This is a genomic window from Nocardia suismassiliense (assembly GCF_900269665.1).
GTDB classification, from domain to species: Bacteria; Actinomycetota; Actinomycetes; order Mycobacteriales; family Mycobacteriaceae; genus Nocardia; species Nocardia suismassiliense.
Genome location: NZ_LT985361.1, coordinates 5,614,520 through 5,628,921, shown reverse-complemented (window position 1 = coordinate 5,628,921; position 14,402 = coordinate 5,614,520). Strand labels below are relative to the sequence as shown.

At 63.5% G+C, this 14,402-nt stretch carries 16 protein-coding genes; 8 read left to right on the top strand and 8 right to left on the bottom strand.

Going from position 1 to position 14,402, the window contains the following annotated elements; translation table 11 throughout:
• The first annotated feature begins 114 nt into the window (after positions 1-114).
• From DBO33_RS25020 to DBO33_RS24990, 7 genes are all read left to right on the top strand, one after another.
• Complete coding sequence (locus DBO33_RS25020; protein WP_199856751.1) at positions 115-1,296, top strand: acyl-CoA dehydrogenase family protein; 1,182 nt, start codon at positions 115-117, stop codon at positions 1,294-1,296.
• A 19-nt stretch (positions 1,297-1,315) separates the two neighbouring features.
• On the top strand, positions 1,316-2,554 hold the full coding sequence (locus DBO33_RS25015) for a Tm-1-like ATP-binding domain-containing protein (protein ID WP_107657234.1): 1,239 nt from the start codon (positions 1,316-1,318) through the stop codon (positions 2,552-2,554).
• The gene (locus DBO33_RS25010; RefSeq protein WP_107657233.1) at positions 2,544-3,374 is read left to right on the top strand and encodes a phosphoenolpyruvate hydrolase family protein; all 831 of its coding nucleotides are present in this window, start codon (positions 2,544-2,546) and stop codon (positions 3,372-3,374) included. Before DBO33_RS25015 ends, DBO33_RS25010 begins: the two co-directional genes overlap by 11 nt.
• A 39-nt stretch (positions 3,375-3,413) precedes the next feature.
• Positions 3,414-3,824 carry a cupin domain-containing protein gene (locus DBO33_RS25005; protein ID WP_107657232.1) on the top strand — a complete coding sequence of 137 codons (411 nt, stop codon included), beginning with the start codon at positions 3,414-3,416 and terminating at the stop codon, positions 3,822-3,824.
• A 130-nt stretch (positions 3,825-3,954) separates the two neighbouring features.
• A complete protein-coding gene (locus DBO33_RS25000) occupies positions 3,955-5,631 on the top strand; it encodes a hypothetical protein (RefSeq protein ID WP_107657231.1) in 1,677 nt (558 codons plus the stop codon).
• 256 nt (positions 5,632-5,887) lie between these two features.
• On the top strand, positions 5,888-6,829 hold the full coding sequence (locus tag DBO33_RS44460; RefSeq protein ID WP_107657230.1) for a CAP domain-containing protein: 942 nt from the start codon (positions 5,888-5,890) through the stop codon (positions 6,827-6,829).
• Positions 6,830-7,119: 290 nt separating this feature from the next.
• Complete coding sequence (locus tag DBO33_RS24990; RefSeq protein WP_159080483.1) at positions 7,120-7,851, top strand: alpha/beta fold hydrolase; 732 nt, start codon at positions 7,120-7,122, stop codon at positions 7,849-7,851.
• Between the two features lie 233 nt (positions 7,852-8,084).
• Here the strand turns inward: DBO33_RS24990 and DBO33_RS24985 are convergent, their stop codons facing one another.
• From DBO33_RS24985 to DBO33_RS24950, 7 genes are all read right to left on the bottom strand, one after another.
• A complete protein-coding gene (locus tag DBO33_RS24985) occupies positions 8,085-8,645 on the bottom strand; it encodes a hypothetical protein (RefSeq protein WP_107657228.1) in 561 nt (186 codons plus the stop codon).
• Positions 8,642-9,535, bottom strand: a complete 894-nt coding sequence (locus DBO33_RS24980; RefSeq protein ID WP_107657227.1) for a hypothetical protein — start codon at positions 9,533-9,535, stop codon at positions 8,642-8,644. The genes DBO33_RS24985 and DBO33_RS24980 overlap by 4 nt, the downstream gene beginning before the upstream one ends.
• Entirely contained in the window at positions 9,532-9,843 is a 312-nt protein-coding gene (locus DBO33_RS24975) for a type VII secretion target (RefSeq protein WP_107657226.1), read from the bottom strand. The genes DBO33_RS24980 and DBO33_RS24975 overlap by 4 nt, the downstream gene beginning before the upstream one ends.
• Positions 9,833-10,825 (bottom strand): hypothetical protein, encoded by a 993-nt coding sequence (locus DBO33_RS43010; RefSeq protein WP_159080482.1) that lies wholly within the window; start codon positions 10,823-10,825, stop codon positions 9,833-9,835. Before DBO33_RS43010 ends, DBO33_RS24975 begins: the two co-directional genes overlap by 11 nt.
• Positions 10,826-10,919: 94 nt before the next feature.
• Complete coding sequence (coaD, locus tag DBO33_RS24965) at positions 10,920-11,426, bottom strand: pantetheine-phosphate adenylyltransferase (RefSeq protein WP_199857016.1); 507 nt, start codon at positions 11,424-11,426, stop codon at positions 10,920-10,922.
• Between the two features lie 369 nt (positions 11,427-11,795).
• Positions 11,796-12,254, bottom strand: a complete 459-nt coding sequence (locus tag DBO33_RS24955; protein ID WP_107657224.1) for a YybH family protein — start codon at positions 12,252-12,254, stop codon at positions 11,796-11,798.
• Positions 12,255-12,263: 9 nt separating this feature from the next.
• Positions 12,264-12,848, bottom strand: a complete 585-nt coding sequence (locus DBO33_RS24950; protein ID WP_107660572.1) for an NADPH-dependent FMN reductase — start codon at positions 12,846-12,848, stop codon at positions 12,264-12,266.
• A 133-nt stretch (positions 12,849-12,981) separates the two neighbouring features.
• Between DBO33_RS24950 and sigJ the strand changes: the two genes are divergently transcribed.
• Positions 12,982-13,869 (top strand): RNA polymerase sigma factor SigJ, encoded by an 888-nt coding sequence (sigJ, locus tag DBO33_RS24945; protein ID WP_107657223.1) that lies wholly within the window; start codon positions 12,982-12,984, stop codon positions 13,867-13,869.
• A gap of 49 nt (positions 13,870-13,918) precedes the next feature.
• Here sigJ and DBO33_RS24940 read toward each other — a convergent pair whose 3' ends face one another.
• Positions 13,919-14,332, bottom strand: coding sequence for a nuclear transport factor 2 family protein (locus DBO33_RS24940; protein WP_107657222.1), 414 nt, complete (start codon positions 14,330-14,332; stop codon positions 13,919-13,921).
• Positions 14,333-14,402 lie beyond the last annotated feature (70 nt).

The window sequence follows — 14,402 nt, the reverse complement described above, 5'->3', positions numbered from 1 at the left end:
CACGCACGTTGCGCGGGCAGGGTTCGCACCGGAGAGTGGTGGTTGGCGCGCAAGAGCGACCGGGCTGGCGAAAGGTGCCGTCCCCACTGTGGTTTCGAATCCAGGAGGAAGCGTGTGACAGCCTCGGCTCGGCTACACATCAGCGAAGAATTCCCGGCGATGCTGGCACGGATCGACGCGCTCGGCGAGTCCATCGAAGCGGACGCGGCGGCGGCCGACGAACTCGGCAGGCTCACCGCGGACGTCGCGAAGTCGTTGCTGGGCACGGGAATCATCCGGGCAGGTCTGCCGGAGAATCTCGGCGGTTACGAATTCTCCCCGCGTCAGTTGATTCGCACGATCGAGCGGCTCAGCTACCACGACGCCGCGGCCGGATGGACGATGATGGCGCTACAGATGATGACCGGCACCACTGCGGCCTATCTCGGCGCCGTCGCGGCCGCTGATCTGTTCCCCGATATCGCGGGCGGTGAACACGCCCTGCTCTCCGGCCATGGCACCCGGCCCGGCCGGGCGGTCCCGGTGGACGGCGGCTACCTGGTCAGTGGGGAATGGCAGTTCGCCTCCGGTATGGCGCTGGCCACGCATATCCACAGTGCGATCCAGGTCGAGGGGACCGGCGAGCCCCGGATACTGGCGATGCCCAAGTCGCAGGTGACTCTCGTCGACAACTGGGACGTGCTCGGACTCCGCGCGACCAGCAGCATCGACTATCACTGCACCGATGTCTTTGTGCCGCAGACGCACACGTATCGCGCGACCACGATGGCCCCCGCCAACGGCGGCGCGATCTATCGCATCGGCATCGTGAACATGTCCGCGATCGTGCACACCGGCTGGGCACTCGGTGTCGGCCGACGGCTGCTCGACGAACTGAAGCTCTACGCTGCGCAGAAGTCGGGTACGTTCCACGCCGCCGTCGACACCGCGCAATTCCACGCCGACTATGCGACCGCCGAAGCCAGGCTGCGCGCCGCCCGCGCGTGGGTGCTGCAAGCCTGGCAGGACAATGAAGAAACGCTCGCCGCAGGTGACTTGCTGAGTACCGAACAGGAGACGCTGATCCGTCTGGTCCTCAACCACACCACGTGGACCGCATACGACATCGGCCAGACCGTGCACCGATGGGCAGCGACAACCGCGATCCGCCGCGGCCCGATCGAACGCTTCCTCCGCGACCTCAACACCGGCACCCAGCACATCACCTCGGGCCCGATAGTCCTGCAGAATTGCGGAAAGTGGCTCAGCGGCGCCCAACCCGAGGCGCACTGGGAGTTCCTCGACCTGGTCGACTGATCACCCGGAGGAGTGGCGCATGGCCATCATGCTGTTGGGAACCTTCGACACGAAGGGGGAGGAGTACGCGTACGTCCGTGACTTGATCGTCGAATCCGGCAAGGACGTCGTGCTGGTCGACACCGGTGTCTTGGGGACCTCGTCCCTCGTCGCCGACGTGGACTCGGCCGCGGTCGCTGCCGCGGCGGGCGCCGATCTGACGGAGCTCAGACGCCGGCGTGACCGTGGTGTCGCCCTCGCGGTGATGGCGGCCGGCGCCGTTACCATCGCCGAGCGTCTGTACGCGCAGGGTCGGCTCAGTGGTGTGCTCGCCCTCGGTGGTAGCGGAGGTTCCGCGATTGCCGCGACTGTCATGCAAGCGTTGCCTGTCGGCCTGCCGAAGCTGCTGGTCTCGACAATGGCCGGTGGGGATGTCTCGCCGTATGTCGGGACGATCGACATGACGCTGATGTACAGCGTCGTCGACGTGGCGGGGATCAATTCGATATCCCGTCAGGTGCTGGGTAACGCCGCGGCTGCGATCGCGGGAATGGCCGGTGCTTACGAGAGTCGGCGATCGAAAAGTGCTGTGGCACAGGACAAGCCCCTCGTCGCCGCCACCATGTTCGGCGTCACCACCCCCGCCGTGGATACCGCTCGGCGCCGGTTGGCGGAACTGGGGTACGAGGTGCTGGTATTCCACGCCACCGGCTCCGGCGGTCGCACCATGGAGAATTTGGCCGCTGACGGGCACTTCGTCGGCGTGCTCGACCTCACCACTACGGAGATCGCCGACGAGGTCGTCGGCGGGGTGTTGTCCGCCGGGCCTGATCGGCTCACCGCAGCCGCAAAGGCGGGCATTCCACAGGTCGTCAGCCTCGGCGCCTTGGACATGGTGAACTTCGGGCCGAAGGACACCGTGCCGGAGCGGTTCAGCGACCGAAACCTGCTCGTCCACAACGAGACCGTCACGTTGCTGCGTACGAGTGCCGTCGAAGCGGCCCAGATCGGTGACGTACTCGGCCGGAAGCTGGCAGCGGCCACCGGTCCCACCGCGTTGTTCATCCCCCGCGGCGGACTGTCCGCGGTCGACGTGGACGGTGGACCATTCTGGGACCCTGCTGCGGACGCGGCGTGCATCGACTCGGTACTCGAGGCGGTGGCCGGAACCCGCGTCGAGGTGATCGATAGCGACCAGGACATCAACAGCTCGGCGTTCGCGACAGCGGCCGCCGAGCATCTGCACCGACTGATCAGGAGCGCACATCGTGAATCGTGAACAAGCTCTCGCAGGATTTCGCAGCCAACTCGATGCCGGTCAGCCACTGATCGGTGCCGGCGCGGGCACCGGACTGTCGGCCAAGTCCGCGGAGATGGGTGGGGCCGACCTCATCATCATCTATAACTCGGGGCGGTTCAGGATGGCCGGTCGTGGCTCCCTCGCCGGCCTGATGCCCTATGGCGATGCCAACGCGATAGTGATGGAGATGGCCGCCGAAGTTCTTCCCGTCGTCGAGCAGACCGCGGTCCTCGCCGGTGTCTGCGGCACCGACCCGTTCCGGCAGATGCCGCGGTTTCTCGATGAGATCCACGCAATCGGGTTCACCGGTGTCCAGAACTTTCCCACCGTCGGTCTGATCGATGGTGTCTTCCGCGCGAATCTCGAAGAGACCGGCATGGGGTTCGATCTCGAAATCGAGTTGATCCGGTTGGCAGCCGAGCGCGAGTTGCTGACCGCACCATATGTATTCGACGTGGAGCAAGCTACCGCGATGGCGCAGGCCGGCGCGGATATCATCGTGCCGCACATGGGCTTGACGACGAAGGGCAGTATCGGCGCGACAACGGCGATTACTCTCGATGAGGCGGTGGTGCGGGTGCAGGCGATGCGTGACGCGGCTGCGGCGGTCGACCCCGATATCCACGTGTTGTGTCACGGCGGCCCGATCGCCGATCCCGGCGACGTGCGCTACATTCTCGAGCGCACGCACGGTGTCGCGGGATTCTTCGGTGCGTCATCGATGGAGCGGCTGCCCGTCGAACGCGCCATCTCCGACCAGCTTCGCGCCTTCAAGGAAATCCCCACCAGCCACCGGTGAGTCACGAATATCCCGCGAGGCTCGACGAAGGAGAGTCTTATGTACCGCGATCCGAACACTGTCGCGACAATGGTTTTCGACTGGGGCTCGATCAAATGGCTTGTCACGCCCGACAACGTCAACGGTGCGTCGTCGACGCTCGGCGAGGTGGTGATCAACCCGAACAAAGGCCACGACCGCCACGACCATCCCGACTCCGACGAAATCCTTTATGTCGTGGACGGCGAGGGGCGCCAAACTGTCGGTGACGGCGACGAATTCGCCATCAAGGCCGGCGACGCAGTGTGGATACCGCGCGGCACCCTGCACTCCACCTACAACACCGGCTGGCGCCCGCTTCGATTGGTGGCAACCTATACCCCCGGTGGCGCGGAAGCCGCCCTTCGTGGTCTGCCGGACTTCGTCGAGTTGGCACCGGGGGAGTTCCCGACGTGGGCGCAAGACTCCTGACTACCGCGAGCCGAACGGCGGTCGTGGCGCGGGCCCGGAATGGCCTGCGCCGAGTGTGCTGACCACCCACCGGTGGAGACCGGGTCCGTGCCCATGGTTGCATGTGGGGGGCAGGACGAGGTGGAGGATCATGGGATACGACTGCACATTGCATCTGGTTGACGAGGACGCGATCCGGGAGCAGTTCGTGCCCCGGTTGCTGGGGAGTTCTACCGAGCCGACAGCGTTGGATCGGGTGCATCCAGGTGCCGAGGACCTTTGGCGGCGAGTGCGGGAGCTGTTGCTGGGAGCGGACGCGCGGGCGGCGGCGGAGGCCGTATCCGTTGCGGCGGTGATGTTCAGTGCTTCGATGTTGCCGTACCGGTACGAGCGAGGATTGGCGCTGAGTCTCGCGTTCGAAGAAGGGCGGGTGTTCCCGGACTCGGTGTTCGTGCCGAAGGCCGAGTACGCGCCGGACGGGCTGTTCACCGAAGTTGTTGCGGCGCATCCGCAACTTCATCGGCAATTTTCGTCGGCATGGTTCAGCGGGAACTATTCGACGGGTCTGTATGTGCCCGCTGATCATGTGGCGGACGTGCTGGACTGGGTGCAAGAGCAGCTCGTACCATTGTCGAAAGGGGAGCGGCGGAAGTACCGGGGGATCGTCGCGACGCTGCGGGCGGCGGCCGACCGCAAGCTGGGGTATTGGGAGGCAACCGATCTCGCGGTGCCCGCGGCCGGGGAGTTCCCGGGCGATCCGGAGCTGATGTGGGCGCAGTACCTGGGCAACGACGGAACTCCGGCCGCCGCGGTGGAGACCGCACCGGCTTCGCCGATCGCGAGCGTGCTCGATGACATCGTCGACGGCTTCCTGCTGTCGCACAGCGACGGCAAGAATCCGCGGGTGGAGTTGTGGGATCTCGCGGTGTGGCCGCCGCGTTTGTCGTTGCAGCGCAACGAATTCTGGGTAGCGGCAGCGCGGACGCCCACCGGTGGATGGCTCGCGATGTCGACCCACGATACGAAGGCGCGCCCGCGCGTGTTCGGGCCGATCCTGGTGGACGGGGCGGACGACGCGCCGAAATTACTGCCGGCCAAGGGGCCGGGCGAGGCCGACCTCAACGCGCACGAATGCTACGTTCTCGGCGCGCGTCCCGTGGTGTTGCACGAGGTGAAGCGGCACCTGCTGAGATTCGGCGGCCTGAATGTCGGTGACCCGCTGCCTGGTCCGCTGTGGCTCGCGGAATCTGGTGCGTGGGAGCAGATTCCTGGCATTCCGGCTGCCGCCGTGGTGAAGAGTGTGCTCGGCGACGCCGCGCTGCCGATGACCGGGGGCGCCCGGCTGGCGGACGGCAGCACCGTATTGATCTGGGACGGAAACGGTTACGAGCTCGATGCGACGGGCACCGGCTGCGTCCGCTCCTTCGAGATGGGCGCCGAGCGCTCGCACGTCGCGTTCACCTCGGTGCCAGCGGGGGACGACGGATTCTTCTATCTGTCCAACCGCGACCTGTACGAAATCCATCGCGGTGGTACACCGATCCGGCATGTCGAAGCGTGGACGAATGTGATGGCCGTGCGTCCGGGACCGGACGGCGGTCTGCTGTTGAAGTTCGGTGAAAACGACGAGGGTGATGTCGGGGTCCTCTACTTCCCGGAAGACGGCACCTACATTTCGTTGCCGCCGGAGATGTTCGACGACCGGTCCAGCTACTCGGCCCTGTACTGGAGCGAGGCGGCCGATCGAATCGTGGTGGTCCGCGGCGGTTTCGTCGCCGTTGCGGTGGAAAGTGTTCTGGCACAGCCGCGATCGGCGGTGCCGGAGTAGTTCCGGCCCTCCGTTCCGGCAACTCACCTATCGCGCGATTGGTCATTGATCCGGCCGCGCTATTTCCTGGTGGTTTCAGACTGGCCTTGACTCGAATTAACGAGACCTTACGCAACTCGACCGTTCCGTTATCGGTCCCTACCCTTCGGTACTGATCGGTAGGTGGATCAAGGCGGCTTCAACACTGATCAGAACGAGTACGGAGGAATTGCGATCACCTCCGTTCGCCAAATCCGCAGTGGGAGAAGCAGTGTCGATGAACGCAGGGGCGAAGATGTGGAATAGGTTGCGGGAGCGCTTCGGTCAGTCACGTGCCGTGCTCGGTGCGGTGTGCGTGGGGGTTGTCGTCGCGGGGAGTGCGATGGCAGGCCCGGCGACCGCCGAACCGGACGAGCCGGCGACGGGGACCGTCGAGTCGCCGAACTGGCGTTGGCCGGTCAACTTGCGGTCCGGTCCGAGTTTGCGGAGCTCGAAGGTCGGCCGAGTTCGGCACGGCGCGCGGGTGACGATCGTCTGCACGACCCGTGGCGACCGGGTCAAGGGTGCTTGGGGTGCGACCGACGTGTGGGACCGGCTCGACAGCGGTCGATGGATCAGTGACGCTTTCGTCGACACCGGAACCGACGAGCCTGCGGCACCCGACTGCGCGGGCGGCGAACCCGAGCCGTCGAAACCGGACGTGCCGACAAAACCGGACGTGCCGACGAAACCGGACGTGCCGACGAAACCGGAGGAGCCGACCAAGCCGGACGAGCCGGCAGAACCGTCCCCCGGCGAAGGGCAGGGCGCGACCGCGTGGGAAAAGCAGGTCCTCGACCTCACCAATGCCGAGCGAAGAAAGAAGGGTTGTCAGCCACTACGTCTGGACGAACGGTTGACCCGCGCCGCGCGCCTGCACAACCAAGAGATGCGCGACCGCAGATATTTCGACCACATCAGCCCCGACCCCGGTCACCGCTACCCCGAGCATCGTGCGAAGGCGCAGGGTTATCAGTCCGAGGTCACGGAAATCATTGCCCTGGGGGCGAGTTCACCCAAGGAGGCGATGCAGGGCTGGATGAGTAGCTCGGGCCACCGCGAGGAACTGCTCAACTGCTCCTGGAAGTCGGTCGGTGTCGGTGCGCTACCCGGCACCGGGCGCGGAAGTTCCTTGCTCGACACCGGGCCGTGGTGGACGCAGATGTTCGGGGCACGTTGAACACTGCGAGTGCGCAAAGTTGTTGGGGTGGCTGGGTTTTGGTGCACCTCCAAAGCAGGTGACCGGCCGGGTCGGGGCACAGCCGAAGAAGCCGCGCCAGCTCCTCGGCATACGCGGCCACGAGAGCACGTCTGGTCCCTCGCAGCAACTGCCGAATCACCTGCCCCAGCTTGATCGGGAGGGTTGGCCGCAGTCCGGTGTGGGTAAGAACCCAGCAACTGTCGTCATCTCATCCGGGGGGATCCGTGCCCGAGCCTGTCCGTCAACGTCCTGACACCTCAACTGCCGCTGTGACATTCGTGTTCGTGCACGGCCTGACGAGCAACAGCTTCTACTGGACGCCCGTGGTCCGCGAACTGGCATTGCTCGGACACCGCAGCCTGCCGGTGGACCTACCCGGGCACGGGCTCGACGCCCCGATTCCTGTGTCTTATCAAACGCGCGACATCGCCGCTTTCACCGCCGGACCGTCACCGATGGCCGCGATCACCGTGCAGGACAACGTCGCCCACGTCATCGACGTGGTGCAGCGTGTACGTCGGCACGGACCGGTCGTCCTGGTAGGCCACAGCCTCGGCGGCATTACGATCGGTCTGGTCGGCAACGCCATACCCGAGGCCATTTATCGCATCGTCTACCTCTCCGCGTTCTGCCCGTCCACCGCTGAGGCCCCCAGCGCCATGGCGCTGAGCCAGACGCCCGAAGCCATGAAGGACGTCCCCACACCGAACTCGGACCATTCGCTGTTCCTGGGAATGGAGCCGGTCTCCCGCGGCCTCATCCGCTTCGACTTGCGGTCGGCCGATATCGAAGCCCTCGAGGATTTCCGGCTGACCAACATGCCCGAGGCGACTCTGGAACAAATGCTCCCGGTGATCAACTACGGAATGCAACCCGAGGACGGCGCCCAAACCAGCTTCGCCGACGCTCGCGTCGACGCCGACACATGGGGACGGATACCCCGCAGCTATATCCGCCTCACCCGAGACAACGTCATCTCCGCAGCCCTGACCACGAAATGATCGACGACGCCGACCATCTCACACCGGATAACCCGTTCGACGTCCACAGCCTCCCGGCCGGACACATAGGTGTTGTTCTCCAAGCTCGCGAACTGGCGGCCCTCCTCGACCAGCTCACCTGAACCGCGACGATAGCCGCCAGACCAGCACCTAGCTGCCGGGTCGACGGCTCAGGTAGGCGGCCACCTGCGTGTAGACGTCGGCGCCGTCGGGTGGGTGCTCGCCCGAATCGTCTACCTATCGACTGCCAACCTTGTGGTCAGCTCAGTGAGGAATTTGACGGATTTGCGCTTGTCGTCATCTGTCAGGTGGAGTTCGCCCTTGTCCGTCTGGATTTCGGTATCTCGGATCTCGAGAACTGCGTTCCACTTGTTGATCCGGGTAGCAAACCGCACCGTGTTTGAAGGGTTCCCCTGATCTGTTCGCTGGTCGTACACCCATACTGCCTCGCCCAACTCTGGCGTCATCACGAATCCGCGGCGACCCCATGTTGGGTCCGCGTCGTCCGGTGCGTTTCGCACTGAGTAGCTCCCGATTGGGTTCTGCCCCTGGGCGAGCTCGCACACTCCGCCGTGCTTGAGGAGGGCGTCTGTAGAGATGTTTGGGATGGTTCGCGCATCGACTGCGTGCAGCTCGGTTGTGAAGAAGTTCTTCAGAACATTGCACAGTTCTCCCTGCGTTATCGGCGGTGGAGCCTGCGACGACGTGGGTGGGGCAGCAGGCTGCGACGAGGAGCACCCGGCGGCCAAAGCCAGCGCAACAGTGGTGACCACGGCTAGCAAGCCAATCCTCACTGAGGCACCGTCCAATCCGATTTGTCGCCGTCTTTCGTAGACGCGTCGCCGATCGCTTCCCGAACTCCTTCGATACCAGCACCGTAGGAAGATTTAACACCACTGGGCCATTTGTTGTCAGGAAGGCCTTTTTGAATCGCCGTGATCTGCGATATCTTGTTACCTTCGATTATATTTGTCTTTGCGGATTCCCCCATGCTTTTTACCAGGCCGATGACGAGAGTCCGTGCGGCCTCAACCACCTTTACCAGCTCCTGCGCAACGGAAAGCGCACCTGAGAACGATATGGAAAGAAGGCTCTTGACGCTGCTGAAAAAGCCGTCCTCAACCTTGGAGATCATCTCCTGCACTTTCGTGGCAATCTCCCCATAGAGAGTCAGTTCCCCCGCAGCAATAGCCTCCAAGCTGACGGCGATCTTCTCAAATTCTGGTGGTAAGTTGTCCAGCGCCGGCTGCTGTCTGGTTGTGCGCATTTCTTCATACCTGGTAGCGGCATCGCCCGACCACTCGGAGAGCTTGGTGTCGATGAAGTCGCCTCCTGCGGCGACCACATTATTCCTGAGGTTGCGCCAATCGTTCGCGACGTCGATGAACTTCACTGGAACATCCAGATCTGGTTCGAGCGCCTTGAGTTTTTGCCAGGTTTCTCGAATGGCAGTATTTGCCTTGTCGCGTTCGGCCCAAATCTCGTCGACCATATCTTCCACGGACCCGGTCAATACCCCCACCGGGTTGACAACCCCGCCGGCGTACCCGTTCGCCCGAACAAGCTTGACGAGATGTCCGCAGGCTGAGTCCACCTTTGCCGGCAGATCTCCCACTTCGATTACCTTCGCGCGCAGATACGATGACTTTTCGAGCAAACTGCGCCTGTCGTCTGCGACTGTCATAATTCCCCCTCGATTTTCGCCAGCTTTCCTTTATTGGCGAGGTCTTCCGCTTCATATGTGTCGGCTGCAGTTTTAAGGACCTTACCGATGTCCTCGAAAACAGTGACACCCTCATTCAGCCTGTCTCGGAAGTAGCCGGGGGCTGGTTGATACTTCGACAGGGCTTCCGCGAACGTGCCTGCTTCTGACGCAGTGATTTCAAGTCTTTTTGTTGTCTCAACTCCGGCCTTGAGATTTGCGGCGGCTTCACCCCAGCTGGTGGCGGCCAATCTCATCGCTCTCAGGTTCAGGGTCAGCTTATCTGCCATTGCCCATCCGTTCTTCTAGAAGCCGCAGCCGATGGTGGTCCAGCTGATATTCAAGATCATCGTCCGAATAACGCGAATAGTCTCCCCGTACGATGTACTTCGGACGCATGGAACGGATCTGATCAGCGCACCACAGGATTTCGTCTACGATTCGATCGGGCTCCGCGGTCGCTGCCCACTCATTTTGCACCTCGATCGACAGCAGCCGGGATACGTCAGCGGTGATCCTGACGGGATGTTGTCCGTGAAATATGACTTGACCTGACGCTTCAAAATGGCCGCTGTTTATCATACTGCTGGACACGATGCTGTATTGTTCCCAGGTCCGCGTCTCGAGCAATACCATCAGCATCGTCCGGTGATCCGGGATGGCTGCCTCCGAAATCTCTTGCGGACTCGGCCGACGACCAGATGCGTACAACTGGTCTAGGCGCCTCTCCACGGCAGCTCTGTAGGCCGCCATGAGTTCGTCGCCTACCTCTTGTGGGGCGACGTAGCGGCCCCACTGTGGACGAATCAGAATGCGGATCGGGAGGCATCCTCGGTCGAGTTCCATCGAGGCGAAGGATGACCCGATACGGGTGGGTGTTGCGGATGAGTCGGCCACCACGAAGGATTCCTCAGCCGGTGGCGGCGACGGCTTTGTGACTGCCGACGACGGTCTAAGCTCGACAGGGGGCACAGAAGCGGGCTGAGCGGCGTTGGACCTCGTCGGTACAAGTGGCTCTTCATCCCAGTACTCATCGGGATCGTCGTAGTGATTGAAGTATCCCCCGGCCGCCATCACATCACCGCATAGCCTTCTGACCACAGTGCGGGACTGCGCCCTGCTGTGGTTGGTAATGACATCGAATCCCCTCCTGTAGTTGGCCACGCCCCACGGTGACGACTGCCTGCCACCCTCTCGGGAGTCGCCCTGGTTGTCAAGATGACAATGATCTTTCTCATCGTCGAATTGCTTGGCCGCCAGCTTAATTGCCACTCCAGCTGAGTAGGCACGTCGCGCCACTGCTGAATTCTGTGACCGAGTTGTTGTCGATGAGGGGTCTGGCCGACCCCGATTCGGGTCGCTGCGCCTAGCCGTCCTCGCCGCCGAGCTCGAGCACCCACCCGACCTGCAGTTCCACCAGTCGTTCCAGCAGCTTATTGTGCACAGCCGGCTGCAGGAGGTCGCTGAGGTCGCCACCCGATGCAGCGACCTCCTTGACCAACGAGCTGGACAGGAACCCGTAGGTAGGGTCGCTGGCAACGAAGATCGTGTCCACATCGGTGAGCGCGCGGTTCATCCGTGCCATGGACAGCTCGTAATCGAGGTCGCCGCAGCGCAGTCCCTTCACAATCGCGGTGATACCCTCCGCACGCACGAAGTCCGCCAGCAGTCCCTGCCAGGACGTCACCCGAACATTGCCGATGCCAGCGGTGACTTCCCGCAGCATCTCGATCCGCTCGTCGATGGTGAACATCGTCTTCTTGGATGCGTTGACCATGACCGTGACCACGAGCTCGTCGAACTGGGCTGCCGCCCGCTCGAACACGTTGAGATGGCCATTGGTAACCGGGTCGAAAGACCCGGTGCACTCCACCGTAGCTTCGCCGAGGTGCAGATATTGAAGACTTACGCCCGCCTGTTCGTAGCCGATCTCGACGCCGCGCTGCCGACCTACGAGAAACTCGTCGGCACGTCCGCCGATCTGCGATTCACCTTCGAGTAAGCCGACTTCGCCGCGATCGGTGACTTCCTGCTCATCGCAGGCGCACCCGAGCACACCGACCGCTACCGCGCGACGATCGGCCCGATAGTGGTCGATGATCTCGACCAGTTGATCGCCGAACTCGCCGAGTCCGCGGCAACCGAGTACTCGGCTGAAAGTTCGGCGGACTGGTCGAGATCGACGGCGACGAGTCCGCCGCCTGGCGATCCCGGCGCCGACCTGTTTCGAAGTGGCGTCTCGTCAGGGCTCGAGGTCGACTACGCCTCTGCCACTGTGGATCTCGAACGGAACCGAGGCTTGGTCGTGCGCGATCAACCAAGTGTGGTCGATTTTGCGCATGCCGAACGTGGCCCGGACCCACATTCCGGTCGTTGTCTCTCCGTTGTTCAGCGTGCCGTGCAGACGTGCGAAGGCGTGACCGAATGCCACGTCACCGCCCACGGTGAACGTGAGATCGCGGATCTCGTAGTTCACTGTCTCGAAGAGCAGAAATACTCTCGCCCAGTTCTCGAGTTTGGCGGCGATTCCGACATGCTGGAGCGGCGGTTCGACATCGAAGGACACGACATCGGTCGTGTAATGCCGTTTCACGCCGTCGAGATCCTTCGCGCACAGCGCTTCGATCAGCTTGTTGATTTGCCGGCGAAGCGCTACTTCGTCGAGCTCAGCGTGGGACTGAAAGGTGTCGGGAATAGTCATGTCGGCTCCTCAGGAATCGACGAGAGTGGTTTCGGCGGCCGCGCGCAGCGGCGCGAGCGCGGTACTCCAGGAGACGACTTGATCGAGCATGGTGTCGAGTGCAGTGTGGTGGTGGTCGCGCGGTGTGAAGGTGGTGTGGTTCTCGAAATCGGTGAGCAACGAAATCTCCACCGGGCGGCTCACATCGGCCATCCCCAGCGTGCTGCACACCATGCGCAACTGCACCACGGCGCGCGCACCGCCGCTCACGCCGTAGGAGACGAAGCCGACCGCCTTGTCGGCCCATTCCTTACACAGGTGGTCGATGGCGTTCTTCAACACTCCCGGCATGCCGCCGTTGTACTCCGGGGTCACGACCACGAAGCCGTCGAATGGGCGGATCCGCTCGGCCCATTCGCGGGTGTGCGGATGTATCGAAGGTCCGAGCATCGGCGGCATGGGCTCGTCCAGATGCGGTAGGGGATGGTCGCGCAGATCAATCAGTTCGAATTCGGCGTCGCCGCGCTGTGCTGCCGTATTCAGGACCCACTGCGCGACCTGCTCACCCCGGCGGTTGGGCCGGGTGCTGCCGAGGATGATGCCGATGCTGCTCATGGCCGGAACCTCTGGTTCGCTGAAGATGTCATGACCTTCCGACGACACAGCCGCCCGGAATGTCAGGCCGCCTCACAAATCGGGTCGCTGATTCGTCGATTCAGTGAGCGCGCACAGACCGAAGGAGCCGACCATGACCGACCCGCACCTGCCCGAGGTGATCAAGGAGCGCCGTCAGCTGATCAATGTCGCCTACCGGCTGCTCGGCTCGCTGGCCGAGGCCGAGGATGTGGTGCAGGAGACTTACGCGCGCTGGTACGCCCTCTCCGCGGGGCAGCGAGCGGAAGTGACGGTGCCGGGGGCGTGGTTGACGACGGTCGCAAGCCGCATCTGCCTCGACCTGCTCGGCTCGGCCCGCGCCAGGCGGGAAAGTTATGTGGGCGAATGGATTCCGGAGCCGGTACCCGATCGGTCCTCGAGCGGTGGTCGCGCCTGCGTCGATCCGGCCGACCGGATCACCCTCGACGAGTCGATCAGCATGGCATTCCTCATCGTGCTGGACTCCATGACGCCGGCCGAGCGAGTGTCGTTCGTGCTGCACGACGTCTTCCGGTATTCCTTCGCCGAGGTCGCCGACATCGTCGGGCGCTCCCCGGCGGCTTGCCGCCAGCTCGCATTCAGTGCCCGCCGCCGCATCGATACCTCACGAAGCCCATCGGGCACCGAGCGTTCCGAGGTTGTGCGTGATTTCAAAAAAGCTTGGGAAACAAAGGATATCGAGGCCCTGATCGGCCTGCTCGACCCGCAGGCGATCGCCACCGCTGACGGCGGCGGCCTGGCACTAGCCTTCCGCGACCCGATCAACGGCGGCGACCAGATCGCCCACGCGTTCATCGAAATCGCCACTTACGGCCCCGCCGTCACCTTGCTGGAACGAACCGTCAACGGCCAGCCCGGTCTAGTGGCGCAACTCGACGGCACCATCGTCTCGGTCTACGCCTTCGACATCACCCACGACCGAATCAGTCGCATCTGGGCGATCCGGAACCCGGAGAAGTTACGTTCCTGGACGGCCCCCTGAACCGATGATCGCACGGCCCTGATACGTCTTCCGGTGAAAGCGACTGGCGTCAGGCAGGTCTCATGGTCGCCATGGTGCGCTCGGCCTCCCAGAAGGCTCGCACGGCGAGGATCTTGCCCGCCTCGTCGACTTTATAGATGAACACGCCCTCGGCGTCGATCACTTGACCAGCGGCGTGGCTGCGGACCTTGCCGATGTAGGCGACTTCGCTGCCGCAGGCGAAGGAGTCTTCGAACAGGAACTCGATCGACTCGTTGTGCGCAATAGCCTTGTCCCAGAACGCCGAGATGGCGTCGCGGCCTCGGTGTGCCGCACCTTCCGGGTCGAAATGCGAAGGGCCGACCGGGTCTTCGACGATCGCGTTCACGGCGAACATATCCAACCAGGCATCCTTGTCGCCCGCCCGGACCGCGGCGTGCAAGGCTTGGCTGGCGGTGCGCGCTGGATGGGTCGCGGTGGTCATTGTTGTCCTCCTGCTGTTGGGTGCCCCATGGGTGAGTGACCCTGGTGGTCGACCATGAAGCGGCAGTGCG

Coding starts and splice junctions, on each gene's coding strand:
- sigJ (WP_107657223.1), top strand. CDS start 12,982: ATGACCGACCCGCACCTGCCCGAGGTGATCAAGGAGCGCCGTCAGCTG.
- DBO33_RS24975 (WP_107657226.1), bottom strand. CDS start 9,843: ATGGCAGATAAGCTGACCCTGAACCTGAGAGCGATGAGATTGGCCGCC.
- DBO33_RS25000 (WP_107657231.1), top strand. CDS start 3,955: ATGGGATACGACTGCACATTGCATCTGGTTGACGAGGACGCGATCCGG.
- DBO33_RS25015 (WP_107657234.1), top strand. CDS start 1,316: ATGGCCATCATGCTGTTGGGAACCTTCGACACGAAGGGGGAGGAGTAC.
- DBO33_RS44460 (WP_107657230.1), top strand. CDS start 5,888: ATGAACGCAGGGGCGAAGATGTGGAATAGGTTGCGGGAGCGCTTCGGT.
- DBO33_RS24950 (WP_107660572.1), bottom strand. CDS start 12,848: ATGAGCAGCATCGGCATCATCCTCGGCAGCACCCGGCCCAACCGCCGG.
- DBO33_RS24940 (WP_107657222.1), bottom strand. CDS start 14,332: ATGACCACCGCGACCCATCCAGCGCGCACCGCCAGCCAAGCCTTGCAC.
- DBO33_RS24980 (WP_107657227.1), bottom strand. CDS start 9,535: ATGACAGTCGCAGACGACAGGCGCAGTTTGCTCGAAAAGTCATCGTAT.
- DBO33_RS25005 (WP_107657232.1), top strand. CDS start 3,414: ATGTACCGCGATCCGAACACTGTCGCGACAATGGTTTTCGACTGGGGC.
- DBO33_RS24955 (WP_107657224.1), bottom strand. CDS start 12,254: ATGACTATTCCCGACACCTTTCAGTCCCACGCTGAGCTCGACGAAGTA.